Raw genomic sequence first — 20,838 nt, 5'->3', positions numbered from 1 at the left:
CATGCGACAGTTGCTCATTATCGATGACCAGTCTATTTTGGCAGATGATCTGGCGGATATGATTCCATGGGGGGAAGCCGGAATTACGAATGTCTATAAAGCGTATTCCGGGCAAGAAGCGCTGGACATTATGAATGAACAGCCGATCGATGTCATCATTACCGATATCCGGATGCCTGGCATGTCTGGTCTGGAGCTGATTCGGGAAGTCAAACGGAATTGGAAGCATACCAAATGCATTCTTCTATCCGGTTATTCGGACTTCGAATATACGAAGCAGGCTTTGCAGCTGCAGTCCAGCGATTACTTGCTTAAGCCGGCTTCAGACGATGAATTAATTGGGGCTGTGCGCAAAGCAATCGGCGATCTGGAGCGAGAGTGGCAGGAGATCAGCTCCGTCCAGCGCGCGATGTATTCGTTGCGGGAGCAATTGCCTAAGCTTCGCGAGTATATGCTTCTGGATCTGCTGAGCGGCAAGCAGTCTGCCGAGCCGCTGCGGCTGATGCCGAAGCTTACGATGTATGAAATTCCGTTCCGCGAGGGCATTCCGGTCCACATTATGCTGCTGCGGCTGGACGACAGCGAAAAGCTGTATGAAGGCGGCGAAAGCGAAGCACTGATTGACTATGCCTTAGCCAATATGGCGGAGGAGGTTTTCGGAGAGCAGCTGCATCTCTGGCATGCGAAGGATACACATGGTTTTCTCGTTTGCCTGCTGCAAGCAAAAAGTACGGCTGAAGTCAGTACGACTGAGAGCGTGGAAGAATGGATCGAGCGGAGAGCGTTCCAACTCCAGCATGTCGTCAAATCGTATTTACGTGTCGGCATCTCCGTCCTGACGAGCAAATCCGGTTTGTTTCCGGCCGAGGCAGCGCCGCTCTATCAAGCTTCGATTACGAACTTCCGCCACTTTATCGGCGGCGAGAAGGATCTATATATCTCACTCGCCAAGGAGCCTGCCCGCGGCGGCGCTCCTCAACTAATCAACGAGCTGCATCGCCCGCCGACCATCCTCCAGCTGCTAGAGGTTGGTCAGTGGGATGCGGCGCGCAGCAAGCTGGATACGATTTTCCACGAGCTGGAGACAGATTGGCGCGACTCCCAGGAGCATGTACTGGAAACCTATTTCACCATCGCCGCAACGCTTGCCGCCCTCGTCCACAAAAACAAGCAATGGCTGTCCGACACGATCGGCGACGACTTCCACGCGTTTGCCAACGAGCGGCCGATTACCGCCGTTGACGAGCTGCGAACATGGGCTTACCGCATCATCGAAAACTATAAAACGTCCGTCAGTACCGAGGAAAAGGATTCCCGTTCCGGTATCATCCGCAAAGTGCAGGAGTATATTCACGAACATCTGGAGAATGCCTCCCTACACTCGATTTCGTCCCATGTGTTCTTGAATCCATCCTATCTGTCCAAAATCTATAAGACTGAAACCGGCGAAGGCATCAGCGAATTCATGCTCCGCGCCCGAATGGAGAAATCAGCACAGCTGTTGTCCCAAACGGACGAGAAGATCTATGAAATCTCGCAAATGCTCGGCTACCAGAAACCCAGCTACTTCATCCAGCTGTTCAAAAAACACTACGGCCTCACGCCGCAGGAGTACCGGAACAAACTGCAGTAGGGCTGCAGTTTGTTGTTGGTTGGTCGGGATGCTGGGATGATGCATCCTGACTGGCGTGATGTATGCTGGGATGCTGAATGGCATGATGCTGGTGACGTGCTGGCACGCTGGCATACCGACTGACAGGAGCAGAATGTCTAGGATGATGCATGGCAGGGATGCTGGTTGCATGATGGTGACGTGCTGGCACACTGGCATGCCGACTGACAGGAGCATACTGACTAGGATGCTGCATGCTGGGATGCTGGTTGCATGATGGTGACGTGCCGGCACGCTCGCATGATGGCAATGCTGAATGGCATGATGATGCTGGCTGTCGCTAGGCACGACCAAGTTTAGTAACCAACTAAGCTATTTAGAGGCTAGTGGGCTGCTCAGGTGCCCAATTTCGCTGTTAAGTAAGTAATTTCCTTATTCCCTTAGCCGAAAGTGGAATTTGACGACCTAAGGTAAAAAAGTTCATAAGCGCGGCATTTCATTTCCTTATAAAGAAAAAATGTCACTTATATGGACAAATTCGCTCAAATACGGCTCCATCGGCCAGAAAATAAGGAAAAAAGAGCGGCTAACAACGAAATTGCTTTCGTTACCGCATACAGTCAGTCAAATCCCCCTCCGAGCTCGAGTTATCGCTCCACAAGCCGCGTAACGAAGAGATCTGGTTACTGGAGGCGCTTTGGTTACTTTGAGGTTTTTGAACATTCTTGAGTTACTTCGAGCTACTTCGAGTTACTTCGAGCTACTTCGAGTTACTTTGAGTTACTTTGAGTTACTTTGAGTTACTTTGAGTCCTTTGAGTCCTTTGAGTCCTTTGAGTCCTTTGAGTAACTTGGCCTGCTACAAGCTGCCTTGAGTTCTTTTCCGTACGAGCCAGCTCTCTACTAGCCGCCAATGACAATTTACATACATCTCCTTAAATCAAAAAGCCCCCACGTTTATTTCAAACGTGGGGGCTGCATTTCACTTGCACCATGCCTGTTCCTTACTCTCCAACTATACCGTCGCTTCGGCCTTGTCCAAAACTCCGACAAGCTCGTCATGGATCAACCCGTTAGATGCGACTACGTTGCGGACACCTAGATGGTACGGCTGCCCGAGCGAATCGGTAACCGTGCCGCCTGATTCCTGAATGAGCAGCGAACCTGCTGCCAGGTCCCAGCTGTTCAGCCCAATTTCCCAGAAGCCGCTCAGTCTTCCAGCAGCTACGTACGCCATATGCAGCGCCGCCGAACCGCCGGAACGGATATTGCGCACTTGCGGCGCAACGGCCTGAAGGCCCTTCATATTCAATGGCAGCGCATATTGCTGATCTGCCGGAAAGCCGGTTGCCACCAGGCTGCTACTCAAAGTATCCTCACCGGATACTTTCATTCGCTTGCCGTGAACGTACGCACCCTTGCCCTTCTCCGCCAGGAACAGCTCATCCTTCATCGGATCGTATACGACACCAACAATGACTTCTCCCCGATAAGCAAGCGCTATCGACACGACAAAAAACGGAAAGCCATGTACGAAGTTCGTCGTGCCGTCGATTGGATCGACGATCCACAAATATTCATTCTCCAGCTTGGATTCAAGCGCGCGGGCCGAAGCTTCAGGTCCCGGTTCAACGCCCTCTTCACCAAGAAAGGAATGATGCGGAAAATGGGTCAGTACTAGCCGCTTAATCAGCGTCTCCGACCCTTTGTCCACTTCCGTTACAAGGTCGGTCGAGGAGTATTTTATATCAAGTTTCTCATAATTTCCTAGCTTTGTCTTAATCCATTCGCCAGCCTTTGCCGCGCAGTTAATCGCTACGGCAGTAAAGCTTTTGCTGCCGATAACGGCTGCATCCTGCTGATCGCTCACTGTGCATCACACTACCTTCTACTTGTCTGAATAATTGAAAAAATAATAGTTATCGTATAGAAATACGAGATGAGGCCTTAAAAGTTTCGTAATATGTCCCGCTGAGGGATGGAAACGGGCTATAGCTCCATCCATCCCTCGATAATCAGCTGGCAAGCGAGCAGAAGCAGTGTAATCCTAAGCAGCCACAGCAGCTTCTTCCCGCTCATGCGTCCTGCCACCAAAGCGCCAAGCTTGCCGCCAACCCAAGCCCCCGGCACCAGCGCCAATAGCAGCCAATAATGAATCTCTCCCAGCCAGCCGTGCATGCCGCTGCCCAGTATAGATGATAAAAAGATAACGAACATTGATGTTGCCGTCGCCAGATGCGGCGGAAAACGGAACAGCAGCACCATAACCGGCACGAACAAGGAGCCTCCGCCGATACCGAACAATCCAGATATTAAACCGACGGCGAAGCCAATAAGCAGCAGTGGCAGCAGTCCGTAGCCATAGGTATGGACTTGTCCAGACGCATCCGTAATCGTACGCTCAATCGGCCATTGCCGCGTAACCGGTTTCATATAATCACGAGCGATAAGGAGTCCCGCCATAAGCAGCATAAAAACACCGAAGCTTAAGGAGAAAGCTGCACCTTGAAGCTTCCCTGTCAATGCCGAGCCAATTAAGGCGGCGGGTCCGCTAGTTATAAATAGCAGGAGCCCGCTGCGAAAATCAACGATTTTCTTCTTCGCATAGCTCAGCGTTGACGCCAGTGCAGTGACGATAAGCATCGTCAGCGAGGTGCCCACTGCAGTTGCATGATCAATCTCTCCGCCAGTAAGCTGCGGTCCAAGAAGCATAAGCGCCGGCACAATAACAATGCCGCCTCCAAGGCCAACGATGCTGCCGAACATAGCTGCAACTACGCCTAGCAGGACAAGCAATATCCATTCCAGCAACTTCAATACCCCGCTTTCTGCTTACACCTCACACATCATTCAACACTAAATCCAATAAAACGAAATAGCTACAGCACTTCAATACTGCCGCCGTCGATTACACGGACGCCCTCACCGAGCGCCTCCAGTTCCTTCATATCTTCCATTAGCTTCAGCAGCGCCGCATCCTTGTGCTTCGCCTCCAGCATGCAATCCACCCGACTCGTTGAGCCTGCAATCTCCTGCAAAAAGCGGAGCAAAGGCCTAGCTTCTACGCCGTCGGCATGGCTTCTTCGTTCCGATTCGTTCTTAGGGCTTGACGCATGGATTTTTGGCGGCAGCGCATCAGCGCCTTGCACCGCGTCCCAGCCCAGCCTGTCCGCTTCACGCCTCCAGGTGCCCAAGATCCGCTGCCATAGCTCCCCGGCAAGCTCGTCCCGCGAAATTCCGCCGTCATTGCAATCATGGTGATGAATGTCCAGGACCATAGGCACGCCAACAGCTTCCGCTGCTTCAAGCGTCTCTACAACATTGAACGTTTTATCGTCGTTCTCAAGCGTGACCCGGTTGCGGAGCCGCTGCTCAAGCGCCCCGAACTGACGCACGAAGCGCTCCCCGGCGACAGCTTTGTCGCCGTATGCCCCGCCAATGTGAATATTGTTCTTCACCGTCTCCGGCAAACCCATCGCTTCAATCATACGCACATGGTAGTCCAGGTCCTTCTCTGAGTTAACCAGCACTTCTGGACGAGGCGTACTGAATACGCAAAAATGATCGGGATGAAACGAAACCCGAATCCCTGCTTTTTGCACATATTCACCCACTTCGGCAAAAGAAGGCTGAAGCTCGGGATACGGATTCCAATCCGCCAATCCGTTATGAGTTGCTAGAGGAATGATTTTGGAGGTAAGCCGGTACAGCCGGATATCATGCGCTGCAGCATGCTTCAAAATACGCAGCGTATTGTGCAAATTATCTTTGGCGATTTGTTCAAGCCTGCGTATTCCCGCTTCCCGGTCAGGCAGCTTGGCGAAATTGGTATAGGTCATCGTGCGGGAAGGCGAAGCGTTCTCAAGCAATAAGCTCATAGCGACAAATCCGAATCTGACAATCATCCGCTAGGCACGCTCTCCGAAAAACATCTCAAAAGCAAGCGCCGTTTGGATCCGCGACTCTTCCTCCGTCAGCTTTCTTACAAGCTCCATTTCAACCTCGGTAACCTCATCGCCTTGAAAGTTAATTTCGGCAATCGAAGCGAGAATGCGGACAATCGCAATCGCTTCGTTATTTGGTGTATAAGCAATAACCTTCTGACCGGTTGGAAAGACCCGGAAGCCGTTCTTTACCATTTTACCCCGACCATATTCCAACAATTCATAGAGCTCTTGCTCTGATTTAAATTTACACACGGAATTAAACTCTGTTGCAAAACCCATCTCATGCTTCCTCCTCTAATGTTAATTGCCGCTTCCGCCGTAATCGATGCTCTGCTTGTCGGCATAACGCTTGAACGCAAGTTCGATCAGCTTATCCAGCAGCTCCCGGTACGGCAATCCGGTTTCCTTCCACATCAGCGGATACATGCTGAAAGGAGTGAAGCCCGGCAGCGTATTTACCTCGTTAATAAACAGCTGTCCATCCGATTTGCGCAAGAAAAAGTCGACGCGGGACAACCCTGACCCGTCAATTGCCAGAAAAGCTTGAACCGCCATTTCACGAATAGTTTCCGTTACACCAGATGGCAGCAGGGCTGGAATCTGTATCGTTGACTTTCCGTCGATATACTTCGCTTTATAATCGTAAAATTCGTTGGACGGCGCAATTTCACCCGGCACGGAAGCCTTAGGCTCGTCATTGCCCAGCACGCTTACTTCGATCTCACGGGCGTCAACGAACTCCTCGATGACGACCTTGCGGTCGAACCGGAAGGCATGATCGACGGCGGCAATCAGCTCCTCGCGATTTTTCGCTTTGGATATGCCGACGCTGGAACCGAGATTGGCCGGCTTGATAAAGCAAGGATAACCAAGCGAGACCTCGACCTCCATAATGAAAAAAGCGGAGTCCTTCTCCCACTGCGTCCGGTTAAAGTAGCGGAAGACGCATTGCGGCAGCCCCTCGTAAGCGAACACCTTTTTCATCGTGATCTTGTCCATGCCAACTGCGGAAGCAAGAACACCGGCTCCCACGTATGGAATATTCGCCATTTCCAGCAGCCCCTGAATCGTCCCGTCCTCGCCAAATGTACCGTGGAGCAGCGGGAAAACAACATCAATTGGCGAAATGCCTGCCGCGGCCGTCCCCGCTCCCAACTGTTCAAAAAGCGGGGCAAGCGGAAACCCGGCCGGGACTGCACACTGTGCAGCCGTCAGCTTCAGCTCGCTGATGCTGCCCGGCTTGGCATTCAGAAGCTGTCCCTGTCTCCATTCGCCAAGCTTCGTTATATAAAAGGGGGTGATTTCGTATTTAGCATAATCAAACTCCCCTGCTACCGCAAATGCCGTTTGAAGCGATACGTCATGCTCGCCAGACTTTCCCCCGTAAACGAGTCCTACATGCACTTTCTTCCCCATGGACGCTCCTCCGGATTCTATATTTTTTATAATAGGTCCGCAATATGAAAAAAACGATATTTCGTTTGTTCCGTCCACGCGTAGGAATCCCGATAATCCCAGTAGCGATGCCTGCTCGGCACTGTATTGGCGTTAACAAGCGGCATGCCCGCCGCATCGAAAGCCGTCACGATCGTACTGTGCTCAAAGCGTCTATCACCGTTCCAGTCATACGTTATTATGTCTCCAAGCTGAAGCTCCTCCGCTGATTGTACGACGCTGCCGCGCATACCTGAGCTGCGGGGCGCAGTCAAATAATTAGCCAGCGCATTCGATACCGACCAGCTGTAGCTCCACCACTCGCCGCCTTTATTGCGGCCTTTGTACCACCAGCCGCTGCTTCTTTTACCAGTATAGTTCATTGGGCCATTGCCTGCAAAGATCGCCTGCGAAGTATAGTTGGTGCAATTCACCTCAAATTCCTCGTAGGCAGGGTTCGGCTGATTCCACCACTGATCCGCATAAGCGGCTGCCAAATCCCTCCTGTAAGGAATGCCAGCCTGCCGGTGCTTCAACTGCGGAAACAGCTCGTAATTGAGAAAAGGCGTCGAACGGACGAGCGAATTGCCCTCTGCCATATAATCTTCCGCTTCCTCAAATCCGTTCGCATATTCAGAGATGCCAAAGCGAGGCCGTCTCTCTCCGATGACAGGCTCAATGCGGACAATTTGCCAATACCCTCCGGACTGGGCAAGCCATATACGCTCGGATTCCGTTCTTTCCTCGATATAGTAGAGTCCCGACTGCTCCATCTGTCGTTTGATATGCAGCTTCACTAGAACGGAAACTTCAGCAGCCGATTCGTTCACGCGTACAAGCTCCGCCTTCGTCTCACCTCGGGAAGGCAAGCAGCCGCGCAGCAAATCCCGCTGGCGCAGCCGCTCCAGCCTGCCATGCAGTCTTGAGCAGTGATCCCGGTCAGATACATAATCGTCAATAGCAGCAACATGCTGCTCCGTCTCTGCTTGATTGTACAGGCTGACATATTGATGAATTGCCGATTTCCAGCCGTCATGGCGATCCCGGCTGCCAGCGATATAATCCGAAGAGCGCAATAGAGAGGTTAGTTTGGAAGCTGCCCTCTGATCGGCAGCAGCCATCACTTGTTTGTCCGCAGACACCTTAGCCTGCTTGGCCTGCGGCTTCACCGGCTTGGCTTGCTGCTGCGGTTGCGGTTGCAACTGCGGCGAGACTGGCGACGGCGGTGATTGATTCGCAGCCGTCCCTCTCAACAACGGCTGCTTCGGCTGCCGGTCGATGCGGCCGCCCGTTCCTTGCTTGACCGTTCGCGAAGACATAGCTATCCCTCCCAATCCTCATTAGCTGGTTCATTATATGAAGGAATTAGAGGGGCTATTCGTTAACAAATGGAAGGCCTGCCCAGTTATCGTGGGCAGGCCTTCTCCATTTTAATAGAATAAATCCGGTTTATTTCACTTAATCAATAACGACATATACCCAAGTGAATTATATCCGTTTGTTTTTACCTTATCATATACAATATCGATAAACTTATCTGAGAATTTATAATTCTTTGTATAGGATTGAATTAATTTTACTACATGCTCATCGTTCAAGCCCTTTTGTTCAGACGCAATGCCAATTAAATGCAATTTGATAAGTGCATACTCCATCACCATTTTGATATAAAAGTCGAAAAACTTTTTACCGCTGTGTACAGTGCCGCCAAGATATTGATAAATATAATTTTTTATATAATTCTCCATAACATGAGGGTTCTCATTCATGTAGCCTTCTAAGAAAGCGCTCTTGCAGTCTTTATATGTATTAACATAATCCTCTAGCAAAGTATTATTCAATTGGATTCCACGCATGTAAGAATTAACACATTCCGTATATCTTTTATTCCAGATAAACGCTTTTAAGTTTTCCATTAGTGTATTATGCAAGTACTCGAATTGAAACGCATTATCCTGCGGAAACGCATCGTAGTCACGAAGTTCCAGGTTATTCTCGATCTCTGTCTTAAACTCGTTTATAAAAGCTGGAATTCTGGCATATTGCCCGTCTTCCAGATAATCATCTGCGTTATCAAAGAAAACGCCTAGCAGAATGAGACGATGCTGGAAGGAAAATCTCCTGTCATTCATCACATCGTACGCAAAAAGTCTAACGTCATCTATTGCCTTATTGATGTGTTCTTTATAAGCAATCTTATCAACCTTGAGGTTCGGTGTTGTTGGTTTGAATGTGTTGTCAAAATCCATGGCGTTTGGGTTAAGAAGCAACGCGCGTGAAATTTCGGGACAGGACAACAGAGCGGAAATTTCAGTAGTACTCCCTATATTGTTGAGCACCCTTGGATACGTAGAGCAGGTTTGAGACAAATATTGTTCCCCAAGCGTAGACTGAATTGAACATAATCCATCACAAAGCATCGAACAGTTTCCCGTCTTCTCATCCATTATAAAAGAGACAGCATTTGAGCTGCTGTTGTTGGTCTGTATATTCTGTATCAGAGATTCCTTGAAACTTGGATCTGCAACATTTTGATATTTCTCATACGTGTCCTTGTCTATTGAAATCTCCCATAGTGAACAGCACGTATCTTCGCAAGCTGAGCCAATGCATTGAAATTGCTTTATATACTCCGGTGTAAGGTACGTCAATGTTTGCAAGGCTTCCAACATGCTCGCCCCCCTTATATATATTTTAAGCGCTATGCAATATTATTACATAGCGCTTCCGTTACTTCATTAAAAATATTACCTCAGCATCGTCCCCATCCGCTTGGCGGATTCCATGAGCAGAGGCGCGTATTCGCGCATCATCTCAATCGTCAGCCTGCTGGACGGGCCGGAGAGGGACAGGGCCGCAGACAAATTGCCGTTGCGGTTGAAGATTGGCGCCGACAAGGCGGCTACGCCCGGCTCGCGCTCCTCAAAGCTTGTCGCATACCCTTGAGTAAGTATTTCCTCCAGCTGCTCCTGATACTGCTCCAAATCAATAATAGAAGGCCAAGACGGATCGCCGATGATCCGCTCCCTTACAATAAGATCCGCATAAGCGATCAGCACTTTGCTGGACGCGCCCGCATATAACGGCAGCCTTGCGCCTACAGGCGCTACCCGGCGTACAGGCTGATTGCTCTGCACCGCCTGAATGCGAATCCGCTCAAGCCCGTCACGCACATAGATGCTGACTGTCTCGCCCAACTGATCACGAAGCCGCTCCATTTCGGGCTGCCAGATAATAGCCGGTTCATCGCTCCCGGATAAATGGGCGGACAGCTCCCACACCCTTATACCTAAATGATAACGGTCGGAAACCGGGTCCCGCTCGACGAAGCCTTTATCCTCCAGCGTAGCAAGCATCCGATGCACGGTGCTTTTATGCAGCCCGACCTTCTCGGCAATTTCAGTCATGGCCAGATTCGTTCCCGTCGTAAAACAAAGCAATATATCAAGCGCTCGGTCAACCGCGCGCACATGCGATTTGCCTTCTTCCATCCTTGCCGCACCTCCTCTGACCACCACTGTTCATTCGTTCCGCACAGTGAAAATGATTCTCGTTCAGTATACCCCAATCCTGTCTTGCCCGTAAAGAAAAGTTACTTCATTACAGCATCATTACAACTGCTTAACATTACGTCGACATCAATTGACAGGCCTAATCTAGCGGAATACGATAAAAGTACTAGATCTTTTGAAGCGTTTTCACTCATCCAACATGCAGGGAGGACAACGACATGAGCACAACCGTTATGACGCCGATACCGCTGGAAAGCGGCTTCCCCCAAGTATTGCAGCCTTTTCCGCCGATTGACGGCCTGCTGAATCGCCAGCGTCCGCAAGCAAGAACGCGGCGCTACCATTTGCTCACCGCGTGGACAGCTGCGATTGCCGCAATGTGCTTTCTTCTCGTCGTCGTATTTCATGGTTATGTTGCATGGATGCTTGCCCACCCTTACGTAGCACCGCTTACGTCCAATCCGAAAGATGCGATCGGGCTGGATTATGAAGACATCGTTATCCCAAGCCACAGCGGCAAAACGATGGTCAGCGGCTGGTATGTTCCGGCAGCAGGCGACTCGGATGGCGTAACGCTTGCCTCCTCTGCCAACGCTTCGGCCGTCTCTTCAACCCGGACCGTCGTATTCAGCCACGGCTATGGGGCTAACCGGGAAGAAACATGGGTGCCTATGTATGAGTTAACGAATCTGCTGCACAGCTTGAACTATAATGTAGTTCTTTTCGACTACGGCTATGCATCCTATGAATATAAAGCGCCGGCTACAGGCGGATTGGAAGAATCGCAGCAGCTGCTCGCTGCCGTCGATTACGCCAAATCCCGCGGCGCGGAAGAGATCGTCGTATGGGGCTTCTCAATGGGAGCAGGCACCGCACTGCAAGCCGCGCTGCAAACTGACGAGATCGACGCGATGATACTCGACAGCCTGTTTATCGCGAGTCCGGATACGCTGTACAACAACGTTAAGCAAATCGTAGATTTGCCGCGTTTCCCGTCGATGACCTTAATTGAATCGATGATGCCAATCTGGTCCGGCGCCAGCCTGAAGCAAATTCCGGTTGACCGCATTATGAACGGCAAAGGCTATAACATCCCGCTGTACATCATTCACGGCACAAGCGATGCTAAGGCGCCTTACCAGACAGCTGAGACTATTGCCGCGGAGCAAAGCAATCCGTTATCCCGCTCATGGATCGTTCCGCAAGGCCAGCATGAGATGCTGTTCCGGGAATATCCGAATGAATATATTCAACGCGCTGCCTTGTTCTTAAGCCAAGTCAATCAAACCTTCGCTTCCGATGCCGTCTAAAGTAGCAACCGAACAAAAGAACCGCTGTTCTCCCGCTCTCAGAGCGGAGGGACAACGGTCCTTTTTTTACGCCTTGCATGATTATTCTTTAATTAAGGACAAAAATTCCGAGCGAAGCGCCGGATTAGAACGGAATTCGCCGCGAACCGCCGATGTAACCGTCTTGCTGCCCGGTTTTTTAACGCCGCGCGAGCACATGCACAGATGCTCACCCTCGACAACAACCATAATGCCATGCGGTTGAAGCTCTTCCTCCATCACATTGGCAATTTGCGTCGTGATTCGCTCCTGCACCTGCAGACGGCGCGTTATCGCCTCAACGAGTCTGGCAAATTTGCTTAAGCCGGCGATTTTGCCGCTTGGCAGATAGCCAATATGCACCTTCCCGAAAAATGGCGCCATATGATGCTCGCATTGACTGTAGTAGATAATATCTTTTACAATGACCAGCTCTTCATGCTGCTCGTCGAATGTGACGCCCAGCACCTCGCGAGGCTCTACCTCATAACCGGCAAAAATCTCCTCGTACATCCGCGTAACACGAGCAGGCGTCTCATGCAGTCCCTCTCGTTCCACGTCTTCGCCTATCAGCTTCAATATCTCTTTTACGTGGTGCTCGATTTGCTCCCGGTTACGAGATACAGCCGAATTGACGTAATCCTTTCTTCCCGCCATTTCCGCATTCTCCTCTCCGGCTACCTCTCACGAATTGCGCTATTATCTACGCGGCGCTTTTTGATTTTTCATCATGTGCTGCGCACGCTGCATTTGCTGCTTATTCAAGTTGTAGCCCATTTGCTTTGCCATTTTCTGAATCATTTCCGGATCGCTTTGCATGCGTTCCAGCTGCTTGCGCAAATAGAATACGCCGCCGAAAAATCCGCCGACCGCCCCTACGATCAACGTTACAATCGGAATAATATAACCCCATACTCCCATTCAAAATTCACCTGGCCCTTTCCCGCTATAAACTCTCATATGTCTAATAATGTCCCCTATAATAGCATGGAAAGCAAACCTTCGCAAACCGCGCTATAAAAGTAAATTTTACTAGCTTTATCCGCCGTTTCGAACGAGTCATCCACCCGCTATTAGATCTCTACCGTTCCTTCTGCTTCCCCGGAAGCTTCAAGTACAGCGATCGCCCGCTCAATATAAGCTTTGGCTTCTTCATCACTCTCCAGAGGCAGCGCCTCACGCAGAGCGGCTTCCGCCTCTTCTCCGCCGATACGGCCAAGCGACCACGCGGCCGTGCCTCTCAGCACAGGGCGAGGGTCCTGCCGCAGCACCTGCTTCAAATCCGGGACTGCGCTTTTCTCTTTGAAGTTGCCCAGCCCAATAACCGCGTTCCGCTGAATCGGCTTCTTGCCGCGCCATGCCGACGAAGTGCTGCCGTACTTCTCTTTGAACTCCTTATTCCCGATCGTCAGCAGCGGAACCAGCAAAGGCTTCACCTGCTCGGGATCGGGCTGAAGCTCCGGCTGATGCGTCCAGTTCTTGCCCCGGTTTATAGGGCAGACCATCTGACACGTATCGCAGCCATAGAGCCGGTTGCCGATCTTGCGCATGAACTCATCCGATATAAACTCCTTCGTCTGCGTTACAAACGAAATACAACGCTTGGAATCAAGCTGCCCAGGGCCAACTAACGCCCCGGTCGGACAAGAATCAATGCACTTCGTGCACTCGCCGCAGCCCTCTATAACGGGCTTGTCCGGCGGAAGCGGCAAATTCGTAATCATCTCGCCCAGATAAATCCAGGAGCCCAGCTCATGCGACATGATCATGCAATTTTTAGCGCCCCAGCCTATCCCTGCCCGCTCTGCAACCGCGCGGTCAGACAACGCCCCCGTATCGACCATGCTCTCTACTCGCAGCTCTGGAACCCGCTCTCGCAGCCAGTCTTCCAGTCTTTTCAGCCGGTCACGCAATACTTTATGGTAGTCCTCACCCCATGAAGCGCGGGCGAGGATGCCCCGTCTGGCACCAGGCTCAGACTTCGGCGGATTATGCAGCTTGGATGGATAGGCGATGGCAATCGCTATGATCGATTGCGGATTCTCGAAGAGCAAAGCCGGATTCGTCCTTTTATCCAGATCCGGTTCTTCGAAGCCTGATTCGCGTCCCAGCTCGCGGTGACGAATTAGTATTTGCTTCAGCGACGTGAACGGATCTGCGGAGGTTATGCCGATTTTATCAATGCCAAGCGACCTTGCCGCTTCATTCATCTCTTCCTTTAGCCGCGTCCAGCGATCCTTGTCTGTCATCCCTATCCCTCCTTGCCTGCGACATCTGTATGTTCTATTAATAGCACGCTTAAGTGTCTAAGCGAGCTGTTTGATCGCTCCGCGAGCCAGCTCATCACAGCGATTATTCCATTCATTGTCGCTATGTCCTTTAACCTTAATGTAAGTCACCTGATGAAGCTTCATCAGCTCCCACAAGCTTTTCCACAAATCCTGATTTTCGACCGGCTCCTTCTTGCTGTTGCGCCAGCCGTTGCGCAGCCAGCCGTGAATCCAGCCCTTTTGAAAACAATTCACTACATAGGCAGAATCGCTGTATACGCTCACCTTGCAGGGCTCCTTCAACAGCCGCAGCGCTTCGATAACCGCCGCAATTTCCATCCGGTTGTTCGTCGTCTGCTTCTCGCCGCCGGAAATTTCTTTCCGGTGAGGCCCGTAGAAAAGCACTGCGCCCCAGCCGCCCGGACCGGGATTGCCTGAGCAAGCGCCGTCTGTATAGATCATAACGTCCTTCATTCGCCGACATCCTTTACAAAGCTTTGAACTTGCCCAGCGGCCACACGATAAAATCCGCTCTTCCCCGAATGGTCGATTCCTTCACCGTTCCGAAAATCCGGCTGTCCTTGCTCGCCCTCGCATGCCGGTTGTCCCCCATGACAAAGTAAGAATCCTTTGCCAGTTGAATCGGCATAAAATCCAGGTCCTCAATAGCCGAATCGATATAGGTTTCTTCAACTAACTCTCCATTGCGATAGAGCTCTTTATTAAATATTTCAAGCCGGTCTCCAGGCACGCCGACAACCCGTTTGACGAGCAGTTCCTCTTTGTCGCCATAGGACATTGGATCTTCCAAAATGACAATGTCGCCTACCTTCGGTTTTCCCAGCATATAGACTAGTTTATTGACAAACAGCCACTCTCGTTCATGCAGCGTAGGCTCCATGGAATGGCCTTGAACGGTCGACAGATTAAATACAAACAAATGAAGCACCATGACGATAGCAAAAGAAACTACAATCGTCTTCGTCCAATCCCACAGCTCTTTCAGCCACGCGGGCTTTGGAGCCGTATTTTCCGGTGAGGAGACGTTCATCTGCTTATCCCTCGCTTTCGCTTTCATCAAACTGTTCGTCCCATTCCTTATAATAAGCGCGCACTTGGCTTTCCTCAAACGGCGCTTGTCCCCGGTCAATACGCAGCAGAAGCGATCTCAGCCCCTGGCAGACCAGGTCATCGACTTTCTTCGGGTAATGATAGGCAAGCTTATGCAGCTCATACTCATCCTGATCCACGATATGCCTGCTGCCGTCTGCGGTACGAATGACATCGAGGTCATAGTCGATGTAGGTTAATACATCCCCTTGCATGAACGGCGGTGACGCCACATTACAGTAATAACGAATGCCGGCATCCTCAAGCAATGCAACGACATTATACCATTCTCCGGGGATAAAAAAGAAACGGCCGGCACCCGGCTAATCCACAGCTTGCCGTCAGCTTCCTGAATCGGCGTCTGGCGATTGATAAGCACTATCATATTCTCATCTCTCTGCGCGGCGGCTAGACGCTCATTCGGTACTAGCCAATTGCGCTGCCAGGTTCGGTGCAAATGTCCGTCATGCTTAAAGCTTTTAATGACACAGTGCCGGTATTTGTTCATGCCGATCTCCTCGTACTTGTTTGCTATATAAATAGAAAAGCATATCTCACCGCCAAAAGCAATGGCGGCAAAGATATGCTCTGCACATATGGCTATTCGCAGCAACGAAGCCGCTTAGCCTGCAATAATACTCAATTTTTGGAAGGAACGATAAAAATCGTTCGCGGCATAGCCCATTGCTTCATACAGCGGAAGCACCGGTTCATTGTATTCGTCAGCTGTTATCAGGATCTTCATAACATTACGCTGTTCGAAGCGCTGACGCAAAGATTGGATAAGCGCCTTGCCGATTCCTCTCCGCTGATGGCTAGGAAGGACAGCAACACGATAGTAGTAACCTTTGTTATTATCTATTGTACCGATAATCATACCTACAATCTCCGACTGTTCGACAGCGACAAGTACCAATTCACTGTCCCATGACAATTGACGTGCAAAAGCTTCCATCGTTTGCTCGTAACACTCCTCGGTTAGTACATCTTCAAGAAGTGCCGTTAGTGGTCTGTAGTCCGATAACTGGAAGGAACGAACGTTCATTACATATACACCTTCTATACCTTGTCATAGTGCTGCAAGTATATAAAATACGACATGAAAAAACGATTTCCTGCTTAAAAATTTAAAAAATCTTAAAAATTTTAAATAAATTCTCGAATATTCATTGAAAACGCTTTATATTAAGCGCTTACAATGATATTATTTCATGTTTTCTCATGTTTTGACGGAAAAGCTCGCGTTATTGCATAAATGCTTCAAAATCATGCCATTCTAATGTTGTTATACGCCCTTTTACCTAGCTCCGACTTTTTCAACATAAATGTTGATTTATTCACTCGGATAGGGGATAATGATTGAAGAGATCTACATATCTACTATTAGGAGGCTGTTAACTATGGCACATCAACTACCTGCTCTGCAATATGCTAACAACGCACTGGAACCGCATATCGATGCGTTGACGATGGAAATTCACCACGATCGTCATCACAATGCTTATGTAACGAACCTGAATGCTGCTCTGGAATCCGCTCCTGAGCTGCAAGACAAATCGCTGGAAGAACTGCTTGCCAACAACCTGGCAATCGTTCCTGAAGCTATCCGCACAGCTGTACGCAACAATGGCGGCGGCCATGCGAACCACTCCCTGTTCTGGGAAGTAATCGGACCAAACGGCGGCGGCGCACCAACTGGCGCTCTTGCAGCAGCAATCGAAAGCGAGCTGGGCGGCTTCGAAAACTTTAAAGCTGATTTCGCTAAAGCGGCAACTACTCGTTTCGGCAGCGGCTGGGCATGGCTCTCCGTGAAAGACGGCAAACTGAAAGTATCCAGCTTGCCTAACCAAGACAGCCCGATCTTCGAAGGCGAAACGCCTTTGCTTGGTCTGGACGTTTGGGAGCATGCTTACTACCTGAACTACCAAAACAAACGCCCTGACTACATCGCGGCGTTCTGGAACGTAGTAAACTGGGCTGAAGTTGGCAAACGCTACGAAGCAGCTCTGTAATATCCGCTAACAACTGAAGTGGCGCTTTCTCCCAGGAGAAAGCGCCACTTTTTTCTGTATCCGGCGCCATGCACAGGGATAGGCATCTGCCGCATATGATGGATGAGGATAAACGCCTAATCTGCAATGCGAAGGAGTCTGACTGTTGCATGAGGTATACTTACAAATACATTAACACGCTGGATGGAAGCGAAGTGCGTAATTGCGGCTGCGGCGGGCCGCGCATGCTTCCTCCAGGCGGACGTGCCGCAGCGATGCATCCTCACGGACACGGTACGGGACAATTTGTTCCAGGACCGGGAGGGTTTCCGCCTGGGCATGGACAATTTCCGCCAGGACACGGCCATTTCCCGCCTGGGCATCCGCCGGGGCATGGCCCTTTCCCGCCCGGACCTGGGCCTTTCCCTTTTCCGTTCCCGCTTCCTGTCCCATTTCCCGTTCCCTTCCCCGGACCTGGACCGGGACCCGGACCTTTCCCGGTCGGCACGGTCAACGTATGGATTAACGGCGGAAGCTTTTTCCCTAACGTAACGCAAGGCTACCGGATTCCGTATCAACCGGGACTATCGATCTTCCAGGCGCTTGCCGCCACAGGTGTCGTCCAGTTTTCGTTCAACGGTGACATCGAATCCGTCAGCGGCATTCCGATTGGCGGGCCGATCGGCTATGTACTGCGCCTCAATGGACGCATCATTCCGACTACCCTGCTGAACTTCCCGCTTCAATTAAACGATAGCGTCACCTTAGAGCTCCAATATGCGCCATCCGGACGTCCCGATGACGAGGAGCTTGCTGATATTTCCGATGTATCGCTCAGCTCGGTCAAAAAAAAGAAGAGCAATCAAGCCGTGTATGATGAAGGGGATAGCGGATCAGATCGTTATAATCGTTAATAAAGAAAGTGCAGTTGAACTCGCCGCAAACCGCGCCATAGGCCGGTCTGTAACGATTCCAACTGCACTTCTTTTTACACAAAGCAACTGAATCATCCCGCAAGGAATCAGGATTTTTTCTTATCCTGCAAAATCGCTTTCCCTTTGCCAATAATAAGCTTCAGCTGGTCGTTCTCGTAGCCAACCTCATAGGTCACCTGATACTTGCTCAGCTTATACTCGCCGTCCACCCGTTCGTCAACGGATAGGATTGCCGTAACCGTCGCTTCATCATCGCCTTTGGGCGTCACATGCATATCGTCAATGACGACGTTGCGCGTGCCCATATAGCCTTCTCTAAACTCCTCATAGCTCGTACCGAGCTTCCAGTTGCCGCCCAGCAGTGAATAGGCATATACATAATCAGCATTGTTCAAGCTGTCGTAGAAGTGGGTAACCAGATATCCGGCATACTCGCTTATCGAGGCATCCTGCTGTGCAACGCCATTGTCATCGGTAAAAGCCAGCTCAGGCAGCGTAGTCATCGGCTCTGCCGACCAAGATTCCGCCAGCTCCAGCACGTTGATGATCGGAATGCTGAAGCCGATCGAGCTCTCCTCTATGCCTGCCGAATTGATGCCCAGCACCTCGCCCGTCCGCTTGCTGACCAATGGACCGCCGCTGTTGCCTGGCGCAATTGGCGCCGATATTTGATACAAATCTTTGTACGTATATGGCTCAATCTCGAAGCTGCGGCCCAGACCGCTAATAATGCCGGTCGTGACCGTATTTTGAAATCCCAGCGGACTTCCGACGGCAATAACCTCGTCGCCAACCTCCGCCTTCTCCGAGCGCACCATCTGCAGCGGCTCCATCCCCGCAAGATCAGGAACTCGGACGACGGCCACGTCGATGTCTGTACTGATGCCGATGACCTCGCCCTCCAGCTCTCTGGCGTCGGCCGTTTTAATAATGACCTTTTTGACCCCGCTCACGACATGCGCATTCGTAATGAGATCGCCTTGATTGTTATAGAGAAAACCGGAACCTTGCGTCCCTTCCTTGGTCTCAATCATAACGACCAGCTTTTGCGTCTCATAAATAATATCCTTTAACGACTTTGGCGCGCTGCCGCGCTGTGTATCGGCCAGCAGCGGGCCGCCCGTAAGCTGCTTAGGAACCTCAGTATGAACGGCATAAGCCGCCCCTGACCCCGCCAGCAATACGGCAGCAGATGCAAGGATGCTGATCCACGTTGCTTTTCTCATCTTCTCGTCTCCCGCCCCTGCAATCCTTTAGTCCAAATACCAGGTCGCATGATCAATTACAACTTTGGCATGCTCGTCCTCCACGCCATGAACAACTGCAGTGAAATTGAACGTCTCTCCGGCCTCTATATATTTAGGCGTGGCATCAACTTTGCCCGATTCGATCTTTTTGCCTTGGCTGTCATGAACCGTATATTCGATCGAGACGGAATAAATCGGCCTTGTTGCCGCATTCTTCAACTGTCCTTCAATATGGAAGTCTCCGTTCTCGTCCCGCTTTGTATTGACATGCAGCACTTCGACGGCGGCAGTCTGATTAATCAGATCCTCTTCGGCCGCTTTTTGCATGGCGTTCTCAATCCGCTTCTGCTCCGCCTGTTCAAACTTCTGTTTTTCCTTCTGAATCCGGCCATAGAGCGCCGTTAGCTGCTCGTTTTCCGCAGCGTAATTCATCCCCAGCTGTACCGTCGACAAAGCATCGGAAAAGCTTTTCTTCTTCATCAGCAATTCAGCCTGCTTATAGCTGATCGCGACGATCTTCGCTTCGATCTGCTGCTGCAGCGAAAGCGCCTCTTTGCCGGACAGTCCTTTCACTTGGTTCAGCTTGGTGGCCAGCGCCTCAATGCTTTGAAGCGAGTCCAAATCCCTCTCGATCTGGCCGACTGTCATCCGGACAATCAGCTCTGAGAGCTGCTCGCGAATAACGGTGAAGGCTTGCTCTTCCCGGCCTCGAAGCTGCTGCTTCAGCTGATTGAGCAGCGGCTCCGCATCCTTCAGCTCATTGCGGCTCATCCGCCCGCTAATGTCGTCGATCGATTGCTGGAACGCAATTGCTTCCTCGACAACAACGGTATCAGCTGCCAGAGCTTCATATTTCGGGCGCAGCTGGGACGCTTCTTTCAAATGATGCAGCGCCTCCTCGTACTTCCCGAGCAGCGCTTCCTGCTTCGCGGCTTCATGCCATTGACTGACCTGTTCATTATGCTTCGTTTCATATAGGAAATAGGAGAATACAGCCGCTGCTGTAAAGATGAAGATAAATACAGGAATCAATCCGATCATAACCGGCTTGCCGCCTGCCTTTTTCCGTATCGTAACGTCCGCTTCTATCGCGGCCCCAGACTGCGTCATACCCGTGTTCACCTGCTGCCGGGCTTGCTCCTCCAACGACGTTTCATTCGCTCGCTCCGCAGCCGTCAGTCTCTTGCCGCATTGGCTGCAAAATACTGCGTCGGGCTCGTGCTTTCTATTGCAATGCTGGCAATACACTTCTATTCAACTCCTGCCGCCGTAGTTCTCTCTCTCATGCTTCTTTCTATTCTACTTGAAAAAGTAAATGATCTCCATTTTTAAATGATGGAAAAATTTAAAAAATGGAAGATAACGATCATTTTTCTATCAAACTAGCTGTCTTTCCCCTTTTTCACATTAAAATAATAGAAAAAGACAGCCCTTCATGAGCTCCACCAGCAAG

22 protein-coding genes are annotated in these 20,838 nt (G+C 50.7%); 4 read left to right on the top strand and 18 right to left on the bottom strand.

Annotation, left to right across the window (positions count from 1 at the left end):
• Position 1: 1 nt before the first annotated feature.
• The gene (locus tag ACFVVF_RS22310) at positions 2-1,633 is read left to right on the top strand and encodes a response regulator transcription factor (protein WP_387814408.1); all 1,632 of its coding nucleotides are present in this window, start codon (positions 2-4) and stop codon (positions 1,631-1,633) included.
• A 993-nt stretch (positions 1,634-2,626) separates the two neighbouring features.
• Here ACFVVF_RS22310 and ACFVVF_RS22305 read toward each other — a convergent pair.
• The 8 genes from ACFVVF_RS22305 to ACFVVF_RS22270 all read right to left on the bottom strand — a co-directional run bounded on the left by ACFVVF_RS22305 (position 2,627) and on the right by ACFVVF_RS22270 (position 10,483).
• The gene (locus tag ACFVVF_RS22305; protein WP_387814406.1) at positions 2,627-3,481 is read right to left on the bottom strand and encodes an inositol monophosphatase family protein; all 855 of its coding nucleotides are present in this window, start codon (positions 3,479-3,481) and stop codon (positions 2,627-2,629) included.
• Between the two features lie 119 nt (positions 3,482-3,600).
• Positions 3,601-4,419, bottom strand: a complete 819-nt coding sequence (locus ACFVVF_RS22300; protein ID WP_387814758.1) for a sulfite exporter TauE/SafE family protein — start codon at positions 4,417-4,419, stop codon at positions 3,601-3,603.
• 71 nt (positions 4,420-4,490) lie between these two features.
• Positions 4,491-5,516: a UV DNA damage repair endonuclease UvsE gene (gene uvsE / locus ACFVVF_RS22295; protein WP_387814405.1), complete on the bottom strand. Its 1,026-nt coding sequence runs from the start codon at positions 5,514-5,516 to the stop codon at positions 4,491-4,493.
• A 3-nt stretch (positions 5,517-5,519) separates the two neighbouring features.
• Positions 5,520-5,837, bottom strand: coding sequence for a hypothetical protein (locus ACFVVF_RS22290; RefSeq protein ID WP_042167295.1), 318 nt, complete (start codon positions 5,835-5,837; stop codon positions 5,520-5,522).
• Positions 5,838-5,858: 21 nt separating this feature from the next.
• Positions 5,859-6,974, bottom strand: a complete 1,116-nt coding sequence (locus ACFVVF_RS22285) for a D-alanine--D-alanine ligase (protein WP_387814403.1) — start codon at positions 6,972-6,974, stop codon at positions 5,859-5,861.
• Between the two features lie 26 nt (positions 6,975-7,000).
• Positions 7,001-8,311, bottom strand: coding sequence for an amidase domain-containing protein (locus ACFVVF_RS22280; protein WP_387814401.1), 1,311 nt, complete (start codon positions 8,309-8,311; stop codon positions 7,001-7,003).
• A gap of 135 nt (positions 8,312-8,446) precedes the next feature.
• Positions 8,447-9,664, bottom strand: coding sequence for a flagellin lysine-N-methylase (gene fliB, locus ACFVVF_RS22275; RefSeq protein ID WP_387814399.1), 1,218 nt, complete (start codon positions 9,662-9,664; stop codon positions 8,447-8,449).
• Between the two features lie 75 nt (positions 9,665-9,739).
• The gene (locus tag ACFVVF_RS22270) at positions 9,740-10,483 is read right to left on the bottom strand and encodes an IclR family transcriptional regulator (protein ID WP_387814398.1); all 744 of its coding nucleotides are present in this window, start codon (positions 10,481-10,483) and stop codon (positions 9,740-9,742) included.
• A 239-nt stretch (positions 10,484-10,722) separates the two neighbouring features.
• On the opposite strand from ACFVVF_RS22270, the gene ACFVVF_RS22265 reads away from it, so the two are divergent.
• Positions 10,723-11,814, top strand: a complete 1,092-nt coding sequence (locus ACFVVF_RS22265) for an alpha/beta hydrolase (RefSeq protein WP_387814396.1) — start codon at positions 10,723-10,725, stop codon at positions 11,812-11,814.
• 81 nt (positions 11,815-11,895) lie between these two features.
• Here ACFVVF_RS22265 and folE read toward each other — a convergent pair whose 3' ends face one another.
• The 8 genes from folE to ACFVVF_RS22225 form a co-directional block, all read right to left on the bottom strand.
• A complete protein-coding gene (folE, locus tag ACFVVF_RS22260; RefSeq protein ID WP_387814395.1) occupies positions 11,896-12,489 on the bottom strand; it encodes a GTP cyclohydrolase I FolE in 594 nt (197 codons plus the stop codon).
• Positions 12,490-12,531: 42 nt separating this feature from the next.
• Complete coding sequence (locus ACFVVF_RS22255) at positions 12,532-12,753, bottom strand: YneF family protein (protein ID WP_387814393.1); 222 nt, start codon at positions 12,751-12,753, stop codon at positions 12,532-12,534.
• A 152-nt stretch (positions 12,754-12,905) separates the two neighbouring features.
• Positions 12,906-14,081, bottom strand: coding sequence for a tRNA epoxyqueuosine(34) reductase QueG (queG, locus tag ACFVVF_RS22250; protein WP_387814391.1), 1,176 nt, complete (start codon positions 14,079-14,081; stop codon positions 12,906-12,908).
• Between the two features lie 57 nt (positions 14,082-14,138).
• Complete coding sequence (gene rnhA, locus ACFVVF_RS22245) at positions 14,139-14,576, bottom strand: ribonuclease HI (RefSeq protein WP_387814389.1); 438 nt, start codon at positions 14,574-14,576, stop codon at positions 14,139-14,141.
• Between the two features lie 13 nt (positions 14,577-14,589).
• On the bottom strand, positions 14,590-15,180 hold the full coding sequence (gene lepB, locus ACFVVF_RS22240; protein WP_387814387.1) for a signal peptidase I: 591 nt from the start codon (positions 15,178-15,180) through the stop codon (positions 14,590-14,592).
• Complete coding sequence (locus tag ACFVVF_RS22235; protein WP_387814385.1) at positions 15,158-15,481, bottom strand: DUF402 domain-containing protein; 324 nt, start codon at positions 15,479-15,481, stop codon at positions 15,158-15,160. The genes lepB and ACFVVF_RS22235 overlap by 23 nt, the downstream gene beginning before the upstream one ends.
• On the bottom strand, positions 15,409-15,720 hold the full coding sequence (locus ACFVVF_RS22230) for a hypothetical protein (RefSeq protein WP_387814383.1): 312 nt from the start codon (positions 15,718-15,720) through the stop codon (positions 15,409-15,411). Before ACFVVF_RS22230 ends, ACFVVF_RS22235 begins: the two co-directional genes overlap by 73 nt.
• A 114-nt stretch (positions 15,721-15,834) precedes the next feature.
• Positions 15,835-16,257: a GNAT family N-acetyltransferase gene (locus tag ACFVVF_RS22225; protein ID WP_387814381.1), complete on the bottom strand. Its 423-nt coding sequence runs from the start codon at positions 16,255-16,257 to the stop codon at positions 15,835-15,837.
• A gap of 355 nt (positions 16,258-16,612) precedes the next feature.
• Between ACFVVF_RS22225 and ACFVVF_RS22220 the strand changes: the two genes are divergently transcribed.
• Positions 16,613-17,224: a superoxide dismutase gene (locus tag ACFVVF_RS22220; RefSeq protein WP_387814379.1), complete on the top strand. Its 612-nt coding sequence runs from the start codon at positions 16,613-16,615 to the stop codon at positions 17,222-17,224.
• Positions 17,225-17,373: 149 nt separating this feature from the next.
• Positions 17,374-18,117 (top strand): hypothetical protein, encoded by a 744-nt coding sequence (locus ACFVVF_RS22215; protein ID WP_387814377.1) that lies wholly within the window; start codon positions 17,374-17,376, stop codon positions 18,115-18,117.
• Positions 18,118-18,224: 107 nt separating this feature from the next.
• On the opposite strand, the gene ACFVVF_RS22210 is transcribed toward ACFVVF_RS22215, so the two are convergent.
• Both ACFVVF_RS22210 and ACFVVF_RS22205 read right to left on the bottom strand, forming a co-directional pair.
• Positions 18,225-19,364, bottom strand: a complete 1,140-nt coding sequence (locus ACFVVF_RS22210) for a S1C family serine protease (protein ID WP_387814375.1) — start codon at positions 19,362-19,364, stop codon at positions 18,225-18,227.
• 27 nt (positions 19,365-19,391) lie between these two features.
• Positions 19,392-20,633: an FxLYD domain-containing protein gene (locus tag ACFVVF_RS22205; RefSeq protein WP_387814373.1), complete on the bottom strand. Its 1,242-nt coding sequence runs from the start codon at positions 20,631-20,633 to the stop codon at positions 19,392-19,394.
• Between the last annotated feature and the right edge of the window lie 205 nt (positions 20,634-20,838).

It is taken from the genome of Paenibacillus sp. NPDC058174, assembly GCF_042883865.1.
Classification (GTDB): domain Bacteria; phylum Bacillota; class Bacilli; order Paenibacillales; family Paenibacillaceae; genus Pristimantibacillus.
This window is presented reverse-complemented; position numbering and strand designations above follow the sequence as displayed.

Bases quoted from the DNA above. Each gene is read 5' to 3' on its own strand.
- uvsE (WP_387814405.1), bottom strand. From the start codon at position 5,516: ATGATTGTCAGATTCGGATTTGTCGCTATGAGCTTATTGCTTGAGAAC.
- ACFVVF_RS22265 (WP_387814396.1), top strand. From the start codon at position 10,723: ATGAGCACAACCGTTATGACGCCGATACCGCTGGAAAGCGGCTTCCCC.
- ACFVVF_RS22285 (WP_387814403.1), bottom strand. From the start codon at position 6,974: ATGGGGAAGAAAGTGCATGTAGGACTCGTTTACGGGGGAAAGTCTGGC.
- ACFVVF_RS22290 (WP_042167295.1), bottom strand. From the start codon at position 5,837: ATGGGTTTTGCAACAGAGTTTAATTCCGTGTGTAAATTTAAATCAGAG.
- lepB (WP_387814387.1), bottom strand. From the start codon at position 15,180: ATGAAAGCGAAAGCGAGGGATAAGCAGATGAACGTCTCCTCACCGGAA.
- ACFVVF_RS22310 (WP_387814408.1), top strand. From the start codon at position 2: ATGCGACAGTTGCTCATTATCGATGACCAGTCTATTTTGGCAGATGAT.
- folE (WP_387814395.1), bottom strand. From the start codon at position 12,489: ATGGCGGGAAGAAAGGATTACGTCAATTCGGCTGTATCTCGTAACCGG.
- ACFVVF_RS22225 (WP_387814381.1), bottom strand. From the start codon at position 16,257: ATGAACGTTCGTTCCTTCCAGTTATCGGACTACAGACCACTAACGGCA.
- ACFVVF_RS22230 (WP_387814383.1), bottom strand. From the start codon at position 15,720: ATGAACAAATACCGGCACTGTGTCATTAAAAGCTTTAAGCATGACGGA.
- ACFVVF_RS22280 (WP_387814401.1), bottom strand. From the start codon at position 8,311: ATGTCTTCGCGAACGGTCAAGCAAGGAACGGGCGGCCGCATCGACCGG.
- ACFVVF_RS22270 (WP_387814398.1), bottom strand. From the start codon at position 10,483: ATGGAAGAAGGCAAATCGCATGTGCGCGCGGTTGACCGAGCGCTTGAT.
- rnhA (WP_387814389.1), bottom strand. From the start codon at position 14,576: ATGAAGGACGTTATGATCTATACAGACGGCGCTTGCTCAGGCAATCCC.
- ACFVVF_RS22220 (WP_387814379.1), top strand. From the start codon at position 16,613: ATGGCACATCAACTACCTGCTCTGCAATATGCTAACAACGCACTGGAA.
- ACFVVF_RS22210 (WP_387814375.1), bottom strand. From the start codon at position 19,364: ATGAGAAAAGCAACGTGGATCAGCATCCTTGCATCTGCTGCCGTATTG.
- ACFVVF_RS22215 (WP_387814377.1), top strand. From the start codon at position 17,374: ATGAGGTATACTTACAAATACATTAACACGCTGGATGGAAGCGAAGTG.
- fliB (WP_387814399.1), bottom strand. From the start codon at position 9,664: ATGTTGGAAGCCTTGCAAACATTGACGTACCTTACACCGGAGTATATA.
- ACFVVF_RS22255 (WP_387814393.1), bottom strand. From the start codon at position 12,753: ATGGGAGTATGGGGTTATATTATTCCGATTGTAACGTTGATCGTAGGG.
- queG (WP_387814391.1), bottom strand. From the start codon at position 14,081: ATGACAGACAAGGATCGCTGGACGCGGCTAAAGGAAGAGATGAATGAA.